Source organism: Halalkalibacter alkaliphilus, from assembly GCF_023555415.1.
Taxonomy (GTDB): domain Bacteria; phylum Bacillota; class Bacilli; order Bacillales; family Bacillaceae_D; genus Halalkalibacter; species Halalkalibacter alkaliphilus.
Window position 1 is genome coordinate 134,115 of the sequence record NZ_JAKRYL010000009.1, and the last position, 16,857, is coordinate 150,971.

At 41.1% G+C, this 16,857-nt stretch carries 17 protein-coding genes; 11 read left to right on the plus strand and 6 right to left on the minus strand.

Features of this window, described 5'->3' with window-relative positions; all coding sequences use genetic code 11:
- Window positions 1–8 precede the first annotated feature (8 nt).
- The 3 genes from MF646_RS10645 to MF646_RS10655 form a co-directional block, all read right to left on the minus strand.
- Window positions 9–440 (minus strand): cell wall hydrolase, encoded by a 432-nt coding sequence (locus tag MF646_RS10645; RefSeq protein ID WP_250096474.1) that lies wholly within the window; start codon window positions 438–440, stop codon window positions 9–11.
- Between the two features lie 248 nt (window positions 441–688).
- On the minus strand, window positions 689–1,438 hold the full coding sequence (gene hemQ, locus MF646_RS10650) for a hydrogen peroxide-dependent heme synthase (RefSeq protein WP_250096475.1): 750 nt from the start codon (window positions 1,436–1,438) through the stop codon (window positions 689–691).
- A gap of 138 nt (window positions 1,439–1,576) precedes the next feature.
- Complete coding sequence (locus MF646_RS10655) at window positions 1,577–2,317, minus strand: enoyl-CoA hydratase/isomerase family protein (protein WP_250096476.1); 741 nt, start codon at window positions 2,315–2,317, stop codon at window positions 1,577–1,579.
- A 262-nt stretch (window positions 2,318–2,579) separates the two neighbouring features.
- Between MF646_RS10655 and pta the strand changes: the two genes are divergently transcribed.
- Window positions 2,580–3,572 carry a phosphate acetyltransferase gene (pta, locus tag MF646_RS10660; protein ID WP_250096477.1) on the plus strand — a complete coding sequence of 331 codons (993 nt, stop codon included), beginning with the start codon at window positions 2,580–2,582 and terminating at the stop codon, window positions 3,570–3,572.
- Between the two features lie 455 nt (window positions 3,573–4,027).
- Here pta and lipL read toward each other — a convergent pair whose 3' ends face one another.
- Window positions 4,028–4,861, minus strand: a complete 834-nt coding sequence (lipL, locus tag MF646_RS10665; protein WP_250096478.1) for an octanoyl-[GcvH]:protein N-octanoyltransferase — start codon at window positions 4,859–4,861, stop codon at window positions 4,028–4,030.
- A gap of 236 nt (window positions 4,862–5,097) precedes the next feature.
- Here lipL and MF646_RS10670 point away from each other — a divergent pair, with 236 nt between their 5' ends.
- The 4 genes from MF646_RS10670 to MF646_RS10685 all read left to right on the plus strand — a co-directional run bounded on the left by MF646_RS10670 (window position 5,098) and on the right by MF646_RS10685 (window position 8,042).
- Window positions 5,098–5,322: a YuzB family protein gene (locus MF646_RS10670; RefSeq protein ID WP_034631914.1), complete on the plus strand. Its 225-nt coding sequence runs from the start codon at window positions 5,098–5,100 to the stop codon at window positions 5,320–5,322.
- A 203-nt stretch (window positions 5,323–5,525) separates the two neighbouring features.
- Complete coding sequence (locus MF646_RS10675) at window positions 5,526–6,824, plus strand: HD domain-containing protein (protein WP_250096479.1); 1,299 nt, start codon at window positions 5,526–5,528, stop codon at window positions 6,822–6,824.
- Window positions 6,825–6,838: 14 nt separating this feature from the next.
- Window positions 6,839–7,342 (plus strand): YwgA family protein, encoded by a 504-nt coding sequence (locus MF646_RS10680; protein WP_250096480.1) that lies wholly within the window; start codon window positions 6,839–6,841, stop codon window positions 7,340–7,342.
- A 172-nt stretch (window positions 7,343–7,514) separates the two neighbouring features.
- On the plus strand, window positions 7,515–8,042 hold the full coding sequence (locus tag MF646_RS10685) for a YwhD family protein (RefSeq protein WP_250096481.1): 528 nt from the start codon (window positions 7,515–7,517) through the stop codon (window positions 8,040–8,042).
- Window positions 8,043–8,361: 319 nt separating this feature from the next.
- Here the strand turns inward: MF646_RS10685 and MF646_RS10690 are convergent, their stop codons facing one another.
- Window positions 8,362–10,428, minus strand: coding sequence for a transglycosylase domain-containing protein (locus MF646_RS10690; protein WP_250096482.1), 2,067 nt, complete (start codon window positions 10,426–10,428; stop codon window positions 8,362–8,364).
- Window positions 10,429–10,670: 242 nt separating this feature from the next.
- On the opposite strand from MF646_RS10690, the gene speE reads away from it, so the two are divergent.
- The 6 genes from speE to MF646_RS10720 all read left to right on the plus strand — a co-directional run bounded on the left by speE (window position 10,671) and on the right by MF646_RS10720 (window position 15,502).
- Window positions 10,671–11,498 (plus strand): spermidine synthase, encoded by an 828-nt coding sequence (gene speE, locus MF646_RS10695; RefSeq protein ID WP_250096483.1) that lies wholly within the window; start codon window positions 10,671–10,673, stop codon window positions 11,496–11,498.
- Between the two features lie 193 nt (window positions 11,499–11,691).
- Entirely contained in the window at window positions 11,692–12,135 is a 444-nt protein-coding gene (locus tag MF646_RS10700) for a YwiB family protein (protein WP_250096484.1), read from the plus strand.
- Window positions 12,132–13,802 carry an arginine--tRNA ligase gene (gene argS / locus MF646_RS10705; protein ID WP_250096485.1) on the plus strand — a complete coding sequence of 557 codons (1,671 nt, stop codon included), beginning with the start codon at window positions 12,132–12,134 and terminating at the stop codon, window positions 13,800–13,802. Before MF646_RS10700 ends, argS begins: the two co-directional genes overlap by 4 nt.
- Before the next feature lie 183 nt (window positions 13,803–13,985).
- Entirely contained in the window at window positions 13,986–14,462 is a 477-nt protein-coding gene (locus MF646_RS10710; protein ID WP_250096486.1) for a DUF456 domain-containing protein, read from the plus strand.
- 65 nt (window positions 14,463–14,527) lie between these two features.
- Complete coding sequence (locus MF646_RS10715) at window positions 14,528–14,698, plus strand: XapX domain-containing protein (RefSeq protein ID WP_034631895.1); 171 nt, start codon at window positions 14,528–14,530, stop codon at window positions 14,696–14,698.
- Between the two features lie 21 nt (window positions 14,699–14,719).
- A complete protein-coding gene (locus MF646_RS10720) occupies window positions 14,720–15,502 on the plus strand; it encodes an alpha/beta fold hydrolase (protein WP_250096487.1) in 783 nt (260 codons plus the stop codon).
- Window positions 15,503–15,626: 124 nt separating this feature from the next.
- Here MF646_RS10720 and cls read toward each other — a convergent pair whose 3' ends face one another.
- A complete protein-coding gene (gene cls / locus MF646_RS10725) occupies window positions 15,627–16,823 on the minus strand; it encodes a cardiolipin synthase (protein WP_250096488.1) in 1,197 nt (398 codons plus the stop codon).
- Between the last annotated feature and the right edge of the window lie 34 nt (window positions 16,824–16,857).

Sequence of the window (16,857 nt, forward strand, 5' to 3'; positions counted from 1 at the left end):
TCGTTTAATTAATAAGTGTTGAAGACTTCTTCACAATCTGCTGGCAATGGTTGGTAGAAGCAATGTAATTTATACCGACCTGTGTTCCACTGCCCCCACCATTGTGCTGGACATGCTCCCTCTGGACGGAAGAACCATAAAGAAAATTCGGCAGGATGGAATCGTTCACCGTTTATCACTCGCCTGGCTAATCGCCGATCCTTTTCGCGAGCTCTTTGATAAAAGTAACTTTTCTGAACAGCTTCAAACCCCCCTGGAGACTGAAATGCCATGTCAGGAATCGTATTGACGCCACCAAAGTCCATACAACGAACTCTAGTACGGTTCACCATGACATTTCCTGCCATTAACATTCCAAGCTCTCCTTCACCTTCTGCTTCTGCGCGCATCAGCCTTGCGAGCATATCGATATCACTTGAATTAGCTTTAATAACAGCCATCCGTTCACCTCCTATCAAAGTTGACATTCTTAGAAGTTAGTAAGAGATAAGAAACGAAAACTGCATCCAAAATAAAAAAGGATGATTTGCCGTAAGCGGTGCAGTTACTTCACTATATGACTTGAAAAAGGGGCGTATGCATACGTTTTTTAGTGAGTATGTCCGCTAAGACTCGCTTTCTGTGTCCTATCTGTTTGAAACTCAGTAAAAAAATGACCACATCTTCATCAGATGTGGTCATTTACTATTTATACGTGAAAGTATCTAGATAAGTGACTAGGAGAAAGAATATTTCCAACATAGAAAGAGCCAAACTCACCGTAACGAGCAGATACTTCATCAAAGCGCATTTCATATACAAGTTTTTTAAATTGAAGAACATCATCAGCAAATAATGTGACGCCCCATTCCCAATCATCAAAACCAACTGATCCAGTAATCACTTGTTTTACTTTCCCAGCATAGCTGCGGCCAATCATGCCATGACTACGCATAAGCGAACGGCGGTCTTCCATCGGCAACATATACCAGTTGTCCTCACCATCACGACGCTTGTCCATTGGATAGAAGCAAACATGGTTTGCCTTTGGCAATTGTGGGTACAGACGTGAGCGAACGTGTGGATTTTGGTAAGGATCCTCATCGCTTTCGCCTGCCATATAGTTGCTTAATTCTACAACAGACACATAAGAGTAGGTAGGAATCGTAAACTCAGCTAAGCGGCTTTTATTAAATACTGCTTCAATTTCATTAAGCTCTTCCATTGTTGGACGAAGAATCATGAGCATGATGTCTGCTTTTTGACCAACGATTGAGTAGATCGCGTGACTTCCTTGCTCGTTTGCTTCTGTCTGCACCCATTTATCAATCATCGAATGGAATTCAGCTAAAATTTGCTCGCGTTCTTCTGTTGAGATTGTTTTCCATGCCGGCCAATTAATCGTGCGGAAATCATGCAGGCAATACCAACCATCTAATGTAATTGCAGCTTCACTCATCAAAAACATCTCCTTTGTATTCATAAATCGTTTCAAATATGTAATCAACGATACTATATCATATTTGAAACGGGGAAGCCATGAACACAGATAGTTGAGGGGAGAAGAAGTGTCTGTTACAACCATGAAGCGACAGGATCACCCTTTTAAAAACTGTGTAATAGCAGCTTGATGTTCTTTTGTTTTACCAGCTTGGCGTTGGGCTGTTACTTCCATTTGTAAAACATCTTCGAAATGATGATCAAAGCTACATTGGAAATTTTGCTTCATTAATCCAAATGCCGTTGGAGGAACACCTTTTAATGAAGAAATGAGTTGATCCAATTGACCAATTTGGGTAACAAGATTCATATGCAGCGCCTCGTCTGCTGATATCATTTTTCCTAAAGCTAATTCCATTGATTTACTTAACCCGATGAGACGAGGTAAAAAATAGGAAGCACCAGCATCAGGAACGAGTCCAATTTTTAAGAACCCAAGGCCCAATTTTGCCTCATTGCTTGCTACTCGGTAATCACATGCAAGTGCAATGCTTAATCCAGCACCAACAGCAATGCCGTTAATATAAGCGACCACCGGTTTTGATGTAGAGACGATTTGACGAATAAGACGGTTATACGTGTCATCTAAATAGGAGCCGTAATCAAAGGATTTCATGTCCTCTAATGGAATGCTTTTTATGTCAGCTCCAGCAGAAAAGGCGTTCCCTGAACCTTGTACGACAATCACTTTTACATGTTCATCATCATTTGCTTTTTTAAATAAATTGTATAACTCATCAAGTGTGGATTTGCTAAGTGCGTTCTTTACCTCTGGACGATTTAGTGTAATCATTGCAACTTGGTTTTCAACTTCGTATATAACAATAGATGTTTCCATAAAACCCCCCCTAAAATGAACAGTCATTCACTTTCTGGTAATATCTATTCGACACATAAGCAAAGAATCCTTTGGTCATCCTAAAGGTAATGTTAGAAATGACGAAAAATACTAATGTAGTAAGTGTGTAAGCGAAAATATATTAATTTTTGAAAAAATTAACACTTTAGTGAACTTGACAAATATGGTTCCTTTTTGCATGCAAGAGGAGTATCCTTATCATATAATGAAAAGAGCGTAGTTTTTTTAGGAGGAATCAATAGTGAGTAATCTTTTTTCAGAAATAAAAGCACAGGTGGAAAGACACAATCCAATCATTGTGTTGCCAGAAGGTACGGATGAACGAATTTTAGAAGCTGCAGCAAATTTGGCAAAGGATAAAGTTGTAAAACCAATTTTAGTTGGTAATGTTTCAGAAGTACGTGCAAAAGCAATTGAGAACCGTATAGCACTTGGGGACGATGTAACGATTTTAGACCCTCATAATTATGATGGAATGGATGAGATGGTTGCGGCATTTGTTGAGCGTCGTAAGGGCAAAGAAACTGAAGAGTCAGCACGCAAGTTACTACTTGATGTAAACTACTTCGGAACAATGCTTGTGTACCTTGGCAAAGCTGACGGCTTAGTAAGTGGAGCTGCACACTCAACAGGTGATACGGTACGTCCGGCACTACAAATCATTAAGACTCAGCCAGGTATTAAGCGTACATCAGGAGTATTCGTCATGGTAAAAGAAGAGCAAAAGTTTGTCTTCGGTGACTGTGCGATCAACATTGCTCCAAACAGTGAAGAGTTAGCTGAAATTGCGATTGCGACAGCGGAAACAGCAAAAGTTTTCGGATTAGATCCAAAAGTGGCGATGCTAAGTTTCTCAACAAAAGGATCAGCGTCATCGATTGAAACAAAGAAAGTGTCTGAAGCAACAAAACTTGCACAAAAAACGAGACCAGATTTAGTCATTGATGGTGAGTTCCAATTTGATGCAGCATTTGTTCCAGCAGTGGCACAAAAGAAAGCACCAGAGTCACCACTTCAAGGTCAAGCGAATGTTTTCATTTTCCCAAGTCTTGAGTCAGGAAACCTAGGGTACAAAATTGCACAACGTCTTGGTGGCTACGATGCAATCGGCCCAATCCTTCAAGGGTTAAACAAACCAGTAAATGACCTTTCACGTGGATGTAACGCATCTGATGTATATAAACTTTCATTAATTACAGCGATGCAGGCGATTAATCAGAAGGTTATGAGCTAAGTTAATATTAAGTAGATGATAAAAAGGCTGGCTTTGCTGGCCTTTTTTTGCGAAAAATGTAGTTTTTTAGCGAAAATGTAGTGTGGTATGCAAAAAATGGGATGTGTTTAAAGACCAAAACAGAGGAAGAAATGGCTCCGTTCGCTACGCGCCGTGAGTGTGTACCCCACTCCTCTCAAGGCTTTTAAGAGGGCACTGAAAAAGGCTGGTTTGTACCTTTTTCAGTGCCCTCGAAGCAATGTGCGGAGCTGCTGCCTTTTGTTGAAAAGCCTGCTATGAGCGGGTTTCTCATAGCAGGCGCGCAGCATGCGGAGCCATTGCTACTTAATCGAGGCACTGAAAAAGGCTGGTTTGTACCTTTTTCAGTGGCTTCGACTTTAAAAGATGTAGCGACTTCGCTCATTGCTTTGGGGGTATCTCAAAAGGTCAAAAACAGACCTTTTGAGATACCCCCTTTAACGGTTTAAAGCTTTCTCATTACGAGTCAGTACTCGATCATAATTCTCTAAAAATAGACTTTGTTCCTCAGCTGAAAAGGACTGAACCGATATATTGATCCCTTCACTTTGTATCGTACGCAGAAGGATTGTCATGATGTCTGAGTTCGTAAATTGCTGTTTGAGAAGCTCGTTTAAGGAAGCCATCGTTTCAGGTTTAATGATAGGATAGGCAAACTTGGTTTCCTTGCCATTTACCGATCTCTCATAAAACTGTTCGATAACCTTTGCACGTTCGCTGCCACTGCCTGTGACACATAAATAAATTTGAACAGCGATGCCTCCACGAATGCGCCGCTGAGAAATTCCAGCAAACTTTTTCCCGCCAATGCTTAAATCAAAGCTTCCTGGACAATAGGAGCCAACAATCTCATAAGCATCAATTTGGACATGAAAAGAGGCAAACATCTTTTTTATAAGGTCGTACATCAGCTCATAGCCGGCATCTATAGAGAACCCCTTTTCTTCCTTTAGAATAAGGGAAAGGTTTAAGACGCCATCATCTAAGACAACAGCTAGACCTCCAGAATTACGAACAATGACGCGATAGCCTTTTGATTCTAAATACGTACGTCCTGAATCTATATCCGGCAAGCGGCTATCTTGGATGCCGAGGACGATCGTTTGATGGTGAACCCACGATCGAATAGCAGGAAGTCCTTGCTGCTGCCCGATAAATGAACAAAGTGTATCATCATAGGCAAAAGATTGAAGCGCATCAAAGGTAGGACCGAACGTGCTATGGTCCAAGAAACGCCAAGTATTAGAAATAGAAGGGATAGATATAGTCATGGGCGAAGCTCCTATAATTTCATTAAATATCCTCTATTATAGCACGGGTTTTCTGATAGGGATAAAAGGAGGAGACATTATTCTTATGCTGTTATATCGCATGGTATCCCTTACACAGTTTGTTAAAGGTAATAACCAATTGCTTCTACAGAATCTTATGGTATACTAGTTCATGGTTTAAAAAGAGATCATTCCGTTGAACATATAGATACTAGCAATAGAAGGGGTCAGGTAAAATGGCAAATGAATTTCGTATTTGTGATGAATGCCAAGCGACCAACATAAAGACACTTATCCCACGTTTGAAAAAAGTTGATGCTGAAGCAACAATCGATATAAAATGTCAATCATATTGTGGGCCAGGGAGAAAAAAGTCGTTTGCATTTGTGAATAATCGTCCGGTCGCAGCGCCAGATGAAGATCAGCTCATTGAAAAAGTCATGAAAAAGCTTAAAAAATAAATCCCAGTTAAACAGAAACTGGGATTTTTTTATGCGTTGTGGAGGGCGAGGGGTCAGACCCCTCGGTGTGTCTGTACAGCGGTGAAGAGATAAAGAGGGGTCTGACCCCTCCTGACAGACCCCTCCTGACAGACCCCTCCTGACATGAGCTCGTTCTTCCTTTATAATGGAGGTACTATTACCGAAAGACGAGAGGAACGGATATGACAAAACCTTATTACGGTCAATTAGAAGAAGAGAAGGTATTTAAAGACCCAGTACATAGGTACATCCATGTGCGGGACGAGTTGATTTGGGCTTTAATTGGCACGAAGGAATTTCAGCGTTTGCGTCGTGTTAGGCAGCTAGGTACGACATATATGACGTTTCACGGAGCTGAGCATACGCGCTTTAACCATTCGCTAGGGGTGTATGAGATTACAAAACGGATCCTTGATGTGTTTTGTGGCCGGCCGCATTGGAATGAAAACGAGCGTCTCCTCACGCTTGCAGCAGCGCTTTTGCATGATGTTGGGCATGGGCCTTTTTCCCACTCCTTTGAAAAGGTATTTGATACCGATCATGAAGAGTGGACAAGACAAATCATTTTAGGAGACACCGAAGTAAATGAAGTGCTCTCAAATGTAAGTCCTGATTTCCCACAGGCTGTTGCAGATGTTATCGAAAAAACGTATTCAAACAAGCTCGTAACAAGTATTATTTCAAGTCAAATTGATGCCGATCGTATGGATTACCTGCAACGCGATGCGTACTACACAGGGGTGAGCTATGGCCATTTCGACATGGAGCGAATTTTGCGTGTGATGCGTCCGATGGAAGATCAAGTTGCGATTAAACAAAGCGGGATGCATGCGGTTGAAGATTATATCATGAGCCGTTACCAAATGTATTGGCAAGTGTATTTCCACCCGGTCACACGGAGCGGAGAAGTTATCTTAAGCAAAATTTTTTGGCGTGCTAAGGAACTTTACGAACAAGGTTATGAGTTTAAGCATAAGCCGCATCACTTTTACTCCTTTTTTGATGGAAAAGGGAGCTTGGACGATTATTTACGGTTAGATGAGGCGATAACTCTCTATTATTTTCAAATTTGGCAAGAAGAAGAGGATCGCATTTTGAGCGATCTTTGTGTAAGATTCTGTAATAGAAAATTATTTAAGTATGTCGAATTTAATCCAAATTTGCGTATGAATGATTGGCCTGTGCTGCAAGATCTGTTCCGTCAAGCTGATTTGAATCCTGACTACTATTTAGTTGTCGATTCATCTTCTGACCTCCCGTATGACTTTTACCGCCCGGGTGAGGAAGAAGAGCGCCTGCCGATTCATTTAATTATGCCAAACGGGAAATTACGCGAGCTGTCGCGGGAATCAGATGTTGTTGAAGCGATATCTGGAAAGAAGCGTACAGATCATAAGCTCTACTTTCCGCTTGATTACTTAGAGGATGAGCGTGAACATAAAGAAGTGAAGAAGAAGATTCGAGATTTATTGAACGTTTAAAGGGGGAACAGACTTTGCTGAAGGATCATGCAAATGTGATGGCACTTTTTTTGCAAGCTGGTGAGGTTGTTGGACGGAAGAAGCTGCAAAAGATGATTTATATCGCCAAAAAAATGGACGTGCCATTTTCAGAGCGATTTAAATTTCATATGTTTGGACCTTATTCAGAAGAACTAAGCTTGCGGATGGAAGAGCTGTGTAACTTAGGCTTCCTTTTAGAGAACAAAGAGGATAAGGGAAACTACTATCAATATCGCTACGCTCTTTCAGAGGAAGGGCAGAAGTTTTTGAAATTATACCAATTCGATTTGCCGCAGACAGAGGAGCTTATTGGAAAACTAAACGGCCAAAGCTCACGTTTCTTAGAGCTCGTTTCAACGCTCTTGTATTTTGAAGAACTCACTCGCGATGAAGTGAAAGAGAAAGTTTTTACGCTAAAAAAGAAATCAAACTACACTGAGGAAGACATTGAACAAGCTTATGAATTTATTGGGACGCTTCGAACACTCAGTCATTAATATAGATTAGCTCACTCTTTTTTGGGTGAGTTTTTTATTAGATTCGAAAAGTTGATAAAATGTAATTGTTTAAATCGTCACGTATGCACAAATGAATATTACTTTACACTAGCATATAGCGGGTAGTTTTGTGTAAAATTTGAACAAAGGCAGTGAAAGGAAGGTGTACGAAGTGGACTTACTAAATAATGATAACCTGAAAAAGAAGAAAAGCAGTGGGTTTAACATTTTAAGCAATGACTCAACAGACGGCCACGGCGGTTATGGAGCCGGTACAATGAACTTAGATAACGTGTCACCTGTATTTGTTGATCCAACAGAAGGAGAAGCGTTTGTCGATATGGGTGCGTTACATGCTCGTTCAGCTGTTGAAAAGCGTATTAAATTTCTTCCTGATAAGGAGAAAGTACCTAATGGCAAGCTGTACTGGCTTGTATGGGTGACGATTAATCATAAAGAGGGAAAGCCGTATTACGCGGGTGTAGCTGGTTGTGAAATGACAGTTGATACTGAAATTAGACGCGGCTATAAGAGCTTGCCAGAGCACGTAAATAAGATGGATAAATCTTTAAAAGGAAAAATTCTCGTCGATGACATGGACGACAAATCAAAGAAAATTCTTGCTGAGTTTTTAAAGAATCATAACGAACAAATGTGGGTAAACTCAGGTAAAGAGCTGCATGAAGCATTAGAGGTTTAGAGAGAGAAAACCACTCATTTGTAAACCCCTAAATTCAAATAACTATGAAAGATTTTTGAACACTGAATGCGACTCTTGAGCTTTTCCATTATTACGAGTAAACTGAGAGAAGTATAAACAGCACATTTATACTAGGACACGAAAAGGCGCAAGGGACTGGACACCCCTTGCGCCTTTTCATCTTTTCTGCGTAATCTAGTTATCCAGAAGTCGTTTGATGACCTTCTGAATACCCTTAAGAAACAAATGGATTAAAAAGCCAGAGAGAAGTGGGTTTCTCCTCTCTAGATTAAGTAGCGAACCGCCATTAGCCTGTTTGTTAATGACCAAACCATCTAAAAAATCGGTCAATAAAGCGTTCCTTTTCATGAGACTCCTCATCAATTGCTTCCACTTCTTCTCCGTCAGAAGCTGGTTTTGGACATTCCTTCGTCGGCTCGGTTCCTTCGACAAAGTATGTGACACGATGTGTAGGGCAGTCCTCTGTTGCAAGCAGCCCGTTTTGTGGGTTCATTTCCACCCCGACGACACCATCAGGAATTGGGAAGTCAACTGCTTCCTGATCGCTTAGGGCATGTTCAGTAAAATTAGCCCAAATCTTTTTCGCGTATTGCCCATCTGTTGCTTGATTCAAAAATGTCCCACTATCGTAGCCGACCCAGACACTTGTAACGAGCTGTGGTGTATAGCCAACCATCCAGCTGTCTCGACTCGTAGAACCGGACTTGCCTGCTGCTGGACGGTTGATTAAATGGGAAACAGAGCGTCCTGTAACAGATGTATGAGCATTTAAATACGGATCAAACATCCCTTTCATAAGATCTGTAATAACAAAAGCTAGCTTCGGGTCAAGAACTTGCTCAAGTTTCGGCTCTGATTCATAGAGAATATCGCCTTCTGGGTCAACGACTTTCTTAATAAAGCGAGGCTCTACTTTTTTCCCTCCATTGGCAAAGGCACTGTAGGCTCTAGCCATTTCGGCTATCCCAACATCAGAAGCACCTAGCGCTAACGCTGCGCCCTCGTCTAATGGACTTTCAACCCCGACGCGGTGAGCGAGTTCCCCAGCTTTATCCGTTCCTAAATATAGATGGGTTTTCACAGCGTATATATTATCTGAAAAAGCCATCGCCTGAAGCAGCGTAATAAAATCCTCGGCATAGTTATCATTAAAATTACTAGGTGACCAAGGCTGCCCGCCACTAATCTCAAACGTCGTTTCCTCACTCATGAGGGTTGAAGCAGGTGTAAATCCATTTTCAAGTGCTGCATAGTAGAGAAACGGTTTAAACGATGAACCTGGATGCCTTCTCGCATCAATTGCACGGTTAAACGGGCTCTCAACATAATCTTTTCCTCCGACAAGTGCCTTTACATCACCCGTCCGCGGATCCATGGCAACAAGGGCTGTTTGTAGTTCGGAGTCAGGCATTTCACGTTCAACCCAATACTCAGCTTCTTTTTGCATATCAGGGTCAAGGGTTGTATACACTTTCAGTCCACCGGCTTCGAGTAAGGCTGGGTCAATGCCGACATCTTGTATTAAGATTTTTTCAACAGCTGCTTGGAAGTAAGGTCCGACTGTTGAGGTGCTGTCTAGCTCATCATGAATGAAATTTAAAGGCTCAGCATGGGCTTCATCTGCTTCCACTTGAGTTAATACACCATTGTCGACCATCGATTGCAGTACGACAGCTTGGCGTCGTTTTGCTCGTTCAAAGTCGATTAAAGGTGAATAATAGCTAGGCCCTTTTGGAATACCAGATAACATACTTGCCTCTGCTAGAGTGAGATCATTTGCTGACTTTCCAAAATAATGATGAGAAGCAGCTTCGACCCCGTAAGCTCCGTGCCCATAATAAACGGTATTTAAGTACCCCTCTAAAATTTGATCTTTATCATAGTTCATTTCTAGCCTGAGTGAATACAGCAGTTCGTTCCATTTCCGTACCCATGTTTTATCATGGCTTAAATAGAGGTTTCTCGCGTATTGTTGCGTGAGTGTGCTCGCTCCTTGAGCCATAGACCTTGAACGAAGATTTGCAACGACTGCGCCTCCAATCCGAGTAAGGTCAAATCCAAGGTGATTATAAAAGCGTCTATCCTCAATTGAAATTGTTGCGTTAATAATATCATTGTCAATGGATGATAATCCGACCCAATGTCGGTTTTCACCTTGATGGTGCTGACCTATAGGTGAATTGTCTGCTCCATAAAAAACAGTTGTTTGCGACACGTTTAATGGAGGGGGACCTTGCATTTTTGTATACGATAGAAGAGAGACAGCGGCCCCTGCTGCCAAAACTAAACATATTAATAAAAGACGAAAAAATAAACGGACTAAGCGCCTTCTTCGGCGTACTCGTCGGTCAATGACGACTTCCATTACGTCACCCCGTTCTTAGTATGATTTTTTTATAATGGCAAGTTTGCGAACAAATGCCTTTGTTATGCTGTTCGCCTATCTATTCATCATTGGTAAAAAGCATCTTTTTTAAACGTGGGGAAATGGATAAATTCCCCTTGATTTTTTTATTTGTTGCTATATACTTTCATTTGGTATGAGTAGAACGTACATAAATGGAAGAACCTATAAATGATAAGTTAGGAATTTATGAGGTGACACAAATGGAATTATGGTATACAGAGAAACAAACAGAGTACTTTGGGATCACAGCAAAAATTAAGCAAACTCATCATACAGAAGAAACTGATTTTCAAAAGCTTGATATGATTGAAACTGAAGAATTCGGCAATATGCTCGTTCTTGATGGGATGGTTATGACAACCGAGAAGGACGAGTTTGTTTATCATGAAATGGTCGCACACGTTCCATTGTTCACACACCCAAATCCGAAAAATGTATTAGTAGTCGGAGGAGGAGATGGTGGAGTCATCCGTGAAATCCTTAAGCATCCATCCGTTTTGAAGGCGACACTTGTAGAAATTGACGGCAAGGTTATTGAGTACTCGAAAAAATATTTACCAACGATTGCAGGAGCACTTGATGATCCTCGTGTCGATGTTCAAGTGGATGATGGCTTCATGCACATTGCAAAGTCAGAGAATGAGTATGATGTCATTATGGTCGATTCTACCGAGCCAGTTGGACCAGCTGTGAAGTTGTTTGAAAAAGGGTTCTATGAAGGAATCTCAAAAGCGTTGAAAGAGGACGGTATATTTGTTGCACAAACGGACAATCCTTGGTTCCATAGTGAACTCATTACGAAGGTATTTAGAGATGTAAAAGAAATCTTCCCGATTACCCGTTTGTATACGGCAAACATTCCAACATACCCAAGCGGTTTGTGGACATTTACCATTGCATCGAAAAAGTACGATCCACTAGAAGTAGAGGACAGCCGCTTTCATGACATTGAAACGAAATACTACACGAAGGATTTGCACAAAGCTGCCTTCGCTCTACCGAAGTTTGTCGGTGATTTAGTCAAATAAAAGCAAACGAACACCATGAAAGAGCAACCAGAATGGGTTGCTCTTTTTGCATAGCATTTGGGGGTCAGACCCCTCTTTACTACGTTACAAAAATAAAGCGGGGTCTGACCCCGATTTCAAGAATTGACTTGCGTCTTGCATGTCGGTAGTAAACTCGCTAAACTTGAATAATAGAGAGGTGTGCGAGCTAAGGATGAATAAACCAACAAAACGTTCATTAAAAATGCGATTTCAAACGAAAATTAACCATGGTGATCATACAGATTCCTATGAGTTTACAACTCGGGGAGAGCTGTTTCATAAAGGCAGTCAGGATTACTTGCGCTTTCAAGAAACGTTGTCGGAAACAGAATCTGTGCAAACAACGATGAAATGGGATGGCAGAGAGCTTATGCTCATTAGGCAAGGTTCAATCCTGATGCGACAAGGCTTTATCGTAGGAGAAGAAACGCTCGGACGTTATGTCACCCCAGATGCCTCATGGGAAACAACAGCGACAACAGATAAGCTGCTCGTTCAGTGGCCGTCTGGTAAGAGCCGTGGTCGCATTCAACTTACATATAAATTTGCCTTACAAGGTCAGGAGACGGGAACCCACCAAGTACGGTTGACATTAGAGGAGGATACAACGAAATGAATAGTGTAGAACAAATTAAACAAAAATTAAAAGAGGAAATCGTTGCTGCAGTACAGGAAGCAGGACTAGCAAGTGCAGAAGAAATGCCTGAGGTTGTCCTAGAAACACCAAAGGAAAAAGCTCACGGTGATTATGCAACGAATATGGCAATGCAGCTAGCGCGCGTGGCAAAGAAAGCACCACGTATGATCGCAGAAGAACTAGTTGCTAAGCTGAACAATGAGCGTGCATCTGTTGAAAAGGTTGAAATTGCTGGACCAGGTTTTATTAACTTTTTCATGGATAATAGCTACTTACGCGACGTTATTCCTACTGTACTAAAAGCTGGTGATGCGTATGGGGAAACAAATGTAGGTGGTGGAAAACGAATTCAAGTCGAATTTGTTTCTGCGAATCCTACAGGAACACTACATCTTGGACATGCTCGTGGAGCGGCTGTTGGTGATGCGCTATGTAATGTTTTAGCAAAAGCCGGCTATGATGTAGAGCGTGAATACTACATTAATGATGCAGGAAATCAAATTCATAATCTGACACTCTCACTAGAGGCACGTTACTATCAAGCACTAGGTCAAGATAAACCGATGCCGGAAGATGGCTATCATGGGCAGGACATTATTGAATTCGGAAAAGCTTTAGCTGATGAATACGGTGATAAGTACGTAAATGTGTCAGAAGAGGAGCGCCACACATTTTTACGTCAATATGGTCTTGAAAAAGAATTAGAAAAAATTAAGGTCGATTTAAAGGAATACCGCGTCGAATTTGACAACTGGTTCTCGGAAACATCTTTATATGAAACGGAAAAAGTAACCGAAACGTTAAATGTGTTAGCGGAAAAAGGGGAGACGTATGAAGAAGATGGAGCAACTTGGTTCCGTTCTACTACATACGGTGATGACAAAGACCGTGTATTAATTAAAAACGATGGAAGCTACACGTATTTAACACCAGATATTGCGTATCATCAAGATAAAATGAACCGTGGCTTTGAGAAGTTGATCAACATTTGGGGAGCTGACCACCACGGGTATATTCCTCGTATGAGAGCGGCTATTCAAGCGCTTGGATATGCACCAGAACAATTGGATGTGCAAATTATCCAGATGGTTAGCTTGTTCCAAGGTGGAGAAAAAGTGAAAATGAGTAAGCGTACCGGGAAAGCTGTTACGCTACGTGACTTAATGGAAGAGGTTGGAATTGATGCAACGCGTTATTTCTTCGCAATGCGCAGCTCTGATACACAGTTAGATTTTGATATGGACTTAGCTGTTTCAAAATCAAACGAAAATCCTGTTTACTACGTTCAGTACGCTCATGCGCGCGTATGCAGCATGCTGCGCCAAGGAAGTGAGCAAGGCTTTACATTTGATGAAACAACAGATCTATCTGTTCTTTCTTCTGAAAAAGCATACGATTTGTTAAAAGCAATTGGGGACTTCCCAGCCGTTGTTGCTGAAGCAGCTGAAAAGCAAATTCCGCATCGTATTACAAACTATGTTCATGACTTGGCGTCAACGCTTCACAGCTTCTACAATGCTGAACGAGTTATCGATCCAGAGCAAAAGGAAGCATCAAATGCACGTTTGGCTCTAATGAAAGCAACACAAGTAACGATTAAAAATGCCCTTGCATTAGTAGGGGTAGAAGCTCCAGAAAAAATGTAATGTGAAAGCACTTGGACAAAATTCCAAGTGCTTTTCTGTTCTTTCTCAAGTTGGAGGAAGAGCATATTACTTTGATAAAGCTGATAAAAATTAAAAATAGCTGATATATTTACTGAACAGAAGATCAAACTGAATAAGAAAAGTTTACTGTCTGATTAAGAAATGGAAGCTTGGAGGTGGAGTATGAACATTCTTATTTGGATTTTAATTATTGCCTTATTTGTTCTAAGTTTTGTTGGCCTGATTTTTCCGATCATTCCTTCTGTTCTTGTGTTATGGGGTGGATTTCTCCTTTATGCGTTTATGCTTGGGTCACTTTCCATTTGGTTTTGGATTGGTGCGGGTTTGTTAACAGTCATCATTCTTTGTGCTGATATAATTGCGAGTCAATATTTTGTGAAAAAATATGGTGGATCAAAATGGGGAGAGAGAATGGCTGCGGTGGGTGTCATTATTGGCTCCTTTATTTATCCGCCATTTGGCCTTATACTCGTGCCGTTTCTCCTTGTCTTTATTACGGAGTTCTCATCAAGTAAAAATGGGCAGCATGCGTGTAAAGTCGCAGTTGCTTCTTTGGTTGCTTTTTTAAGCAGTACGTTTGCCAAATTTATGATTCAGCTCATTTTAATTGTTTGGTTTATGATAGAGATTATTTGGTAATGCCTCATGTAAAAGAATAATGCGAGGCTTTTCACACATAGTAAGGATAGAAAGAAGGGATATTCATGCAAGAAGTAATCCTTGCTCTTATAGCGGGTTTAGTTGTTGGTTTTTTCTTTGCACTAATTAAATTGCCGATTCCAGCCCCACCAGCACTAGCAGGTGTCATGGGAATCGTCGGTGTTTATTTAGGGTATAAACTTTTCCACTGGCTTCTTCCATTTATTCAATCGTAAGGAGAAAAGGAGGCAGGTCATTTGCCATATTTGAAATCAAACGAAGCTCATTTTTACTATGAAGTTCATGGAGAGGGAACGCCGATTCTCTTTTTTCATCCACCTGTTATGGGGATTGAAACGTTTGAATATCAGCGTGCTCTCGCTGAAAACTATCAGCTTATTTTCATCGATTTGACCGATAGTGGCAGAAGCTCAAAACGATCGGAAAAAACGTCAGTTACCGATTTTGCTGAGATAGCTTATTCTTTAGTTGTGAAGTTAGGACTTGATCCTGTTATTGTTTGCGGATATTCAAACGGGGGATCGACAGCCCAGGAGTTTGCGCTTTTGTATCCGGAATTAACTAGAGGGGTCATTATTATTAGCGGCTTCCCAGAAGTGTCGTCATTTTTGCTTGAGAAAGAATTTAACCTCGGAATATGGGCTGCGAAAAATGAGCTGCTTAATATGTTTTCCTTTGTCTTGCCAAAAGTTCATTTTCGTTCAAAAATCGAGCAACAAAAAATGGCATTTTTTATTAAGCGTGGTGACGCGCCAACGTTGCAACGTATTTATCAACAAGGAAGAGACTATGTTTCAACGGATAGGCTGAAACAAATAACGGTTCCTGTTTTGTTGATCTACGGAAAGTTAGATGCGGTATCTCCTTTGTACTCATTAACGTTCTTTAAAGAATTAAAAGATGTTGATGTGGTCCTTGTAAGTGGAGTGGCCCACCAAGTACCAACAAGGCGTCCAGACCAATGTAACTCTATTATCGACAGCTGGATCAAACGAAAACAACTCGCACAAATACACTAAAATGGACCACTCTTCTGAGGGTCCATTTTTTGCTGATATGTATCATGGGGTCAGACCCCTCGGTACACCACTAACGCTGTGAAGGGGTAAAGAGGGGTCAGACCCCTTAATGGTAGATTTTCTCTTAAAGGAGGCCGGACACAAGTTTGGCGACTTGTTCTTTGCCTCTTTGGGTGAGGGGTCTTTTCTTGTATGCTTCGAGTGTCAGGCGTTCAGAGATCTGAATGTCATGCTCCATTTCCTTTAATACGTTTTGAATAAATTCTGCATCATAAATCAAGCAATTAATCTCATGGTTAATGTGAAAGCTCCGCTTGTCGAAATTTGCTGTTCCAATGTCACAAACTTGGTTATCAATAACAACCGCTTTTGCATGGAAGAACCCTCGGTAATATTGATACACATTAATTCCTGCTTCAAGCAGCGGCTTAAAATAAGGAAATGCCGCTTCCTTTACAAGAGGGTGATCCCCTTTTTTTGGAACGATGAGCTTCACGTCCACTCCTCGTTTGGCTGCAGCCATTAATTCTCTCTGCAATGGTTCGCCAGGAATATAGTAAGGAGTACCAATTACGATTGTTTCTTTCGCTTGGCTGATCAAATCAATGAAGGTTTCCTCCAAATAAACCCCATCGGTTGGCAATATCCTAAGTGGAATAGGCCCTTCTTTTAATGTAGGATAATGAGAGGATCTCTCCATATGCTTTTGCTTCGCTGTTTGCCAGTCTTGTAAAAATTGACCCTGTAAATCTTGGACCCCATCTCCATCAATACGTAAATGGAAATCACGCCAAGGACCAAATTTAGGATCTCTTCCTAAATACTCATCCCCAATATTGTATCCACCAATATAACCAACCTTGCCGTCCATAATCGCTAACTTTCGGTGGTTTCTCCGATTAAAAGTGAAAAAGATATAAGGGAAGGATACAGGGTGAGAATAGGCAAATCGAACCCCAGCCTTCTTTAACTGTTTTAAATGTTTCTTTTTGATGTCACAGCCCAGTTTGTCAACCAACAGCCTGACATCTACACCTTCTTTTGCTTTTCCTTCAATAATCTTCAGCATCTTGCCGCTAATATGATCATCTCTGATGATATAAAAGAGTAAATGCACATGGTCAGTTGCTTGCTCAATATCGGCAAACAATTTTCTATAAAATTCATCACCTGTAGGTAAAAAAGTTACGTCACCGTGTCGTGTTTTTTGAACATGTCGAGTAGCTTCTTTTCGTTGCTGACGTAGTCCAAGTACAAAATCGACTCTCAACCATATGAAAACAGCAATTATAATTAAAGCAGTAATAACCCATCCATTCATCGCATAACCTTCTTTCTACAAGAGCGTTTAGCAA

What these genes read in the sequence shown, in the direction of transcription:
- MF646_RS10710 (WP_250096486.1), top strand. Translation starts at nt 13,986, where the DNA reads ATGAACATTCTTATTTGGATTTTAATTATTGCCTTATTTGTTCTAAGT.
- cls (WP_250096488.1), bottom strand. Translation starts at nt 16,823, where the DNA reads ATGAATGGATGGGTTATTACTGCTTTAATTATAATTGCTGTTTTCATA.
- MF646_RS10645 (WP_250096474.1), bottom strand. Translation starts at nt 440, where the DNA reads ATGGCTGTTATTAAAGCTAATTCAAGTGATATCGATATGCTCGCAAGG.
- MF646_RS10690 (WP_250096482.1), bottom strand. Translation starts at nt 10,428, where the DNA reads ATGGAAGTCGTCATTGACCGACGAGTACGCCGAAGAAGGCGCTTAGTC.
- speE (WP_250096483.1), top strand. Translation starts at nt 10,671, where the DNA reads ATGGAATTATGGTATACAGAGAAACAAACAGAGTACTTTGGGATCACA.
- argS (WP_250096485.1), top strand. Translation starts at nt 12,132, where the DNA reads ATGAATAGTGTAGAACAAATTAAACAAAAATTAAAAGAGGAAATCGTT.
- hemQ (WP_250096475.1), bottom strand. Translation starts at nt 1,438, where the DNA reads ATGAGTGAAGCTGCAATTACATTAGATGGTTGGTATTGCCTGCATGAT.
- MF646_RS10715 (WP_034631895.1), top strand. Translation starts at nt 14,528, where the DNA reads ATGCAAGAAGTAATCCTTGCTCTTATAGCGGGTTTAGTTGTTGGTTTT.
- MF646_RS10700 (WP_250096484.1), top strand. Translation starts at nt 11,692, where the DNA reads ATGAATAAACCAACAAAACGTTCATTAAAAATGCGATTTCAAACGAAA.
- MF646_RS10670 (WP_034631914.1), top strand. Translation starts at nt 5,098, where the DNA reads ATGGCAAATGAATTTCGTATTTGTGATGAATGCCAAGCGACCAACATA.
- lipL (WP_250096478.1), bottom strand. Translation starts at nt 4,861, where the DNA reads ATGACTATATCTATCCCTTCTATTTCTAATACTTGGCGTTTCTTGGAC.
- MF646_RS10675 (WP_250096479.1), top strand. Translation starts at nt 5,526, where the DNA reads ATGACAAAACCTTATTACGGTCAATTAGAAGAAGAGAAGGTATTTAAA.
- MF646_RS10655 (WP_250096476.1), bottom strand. Translation starts at nt 2,317, where the DNA reads ATGGAAACATCTATTGTTATATACGAAGTTGAAAACCAAGTTGCAATG.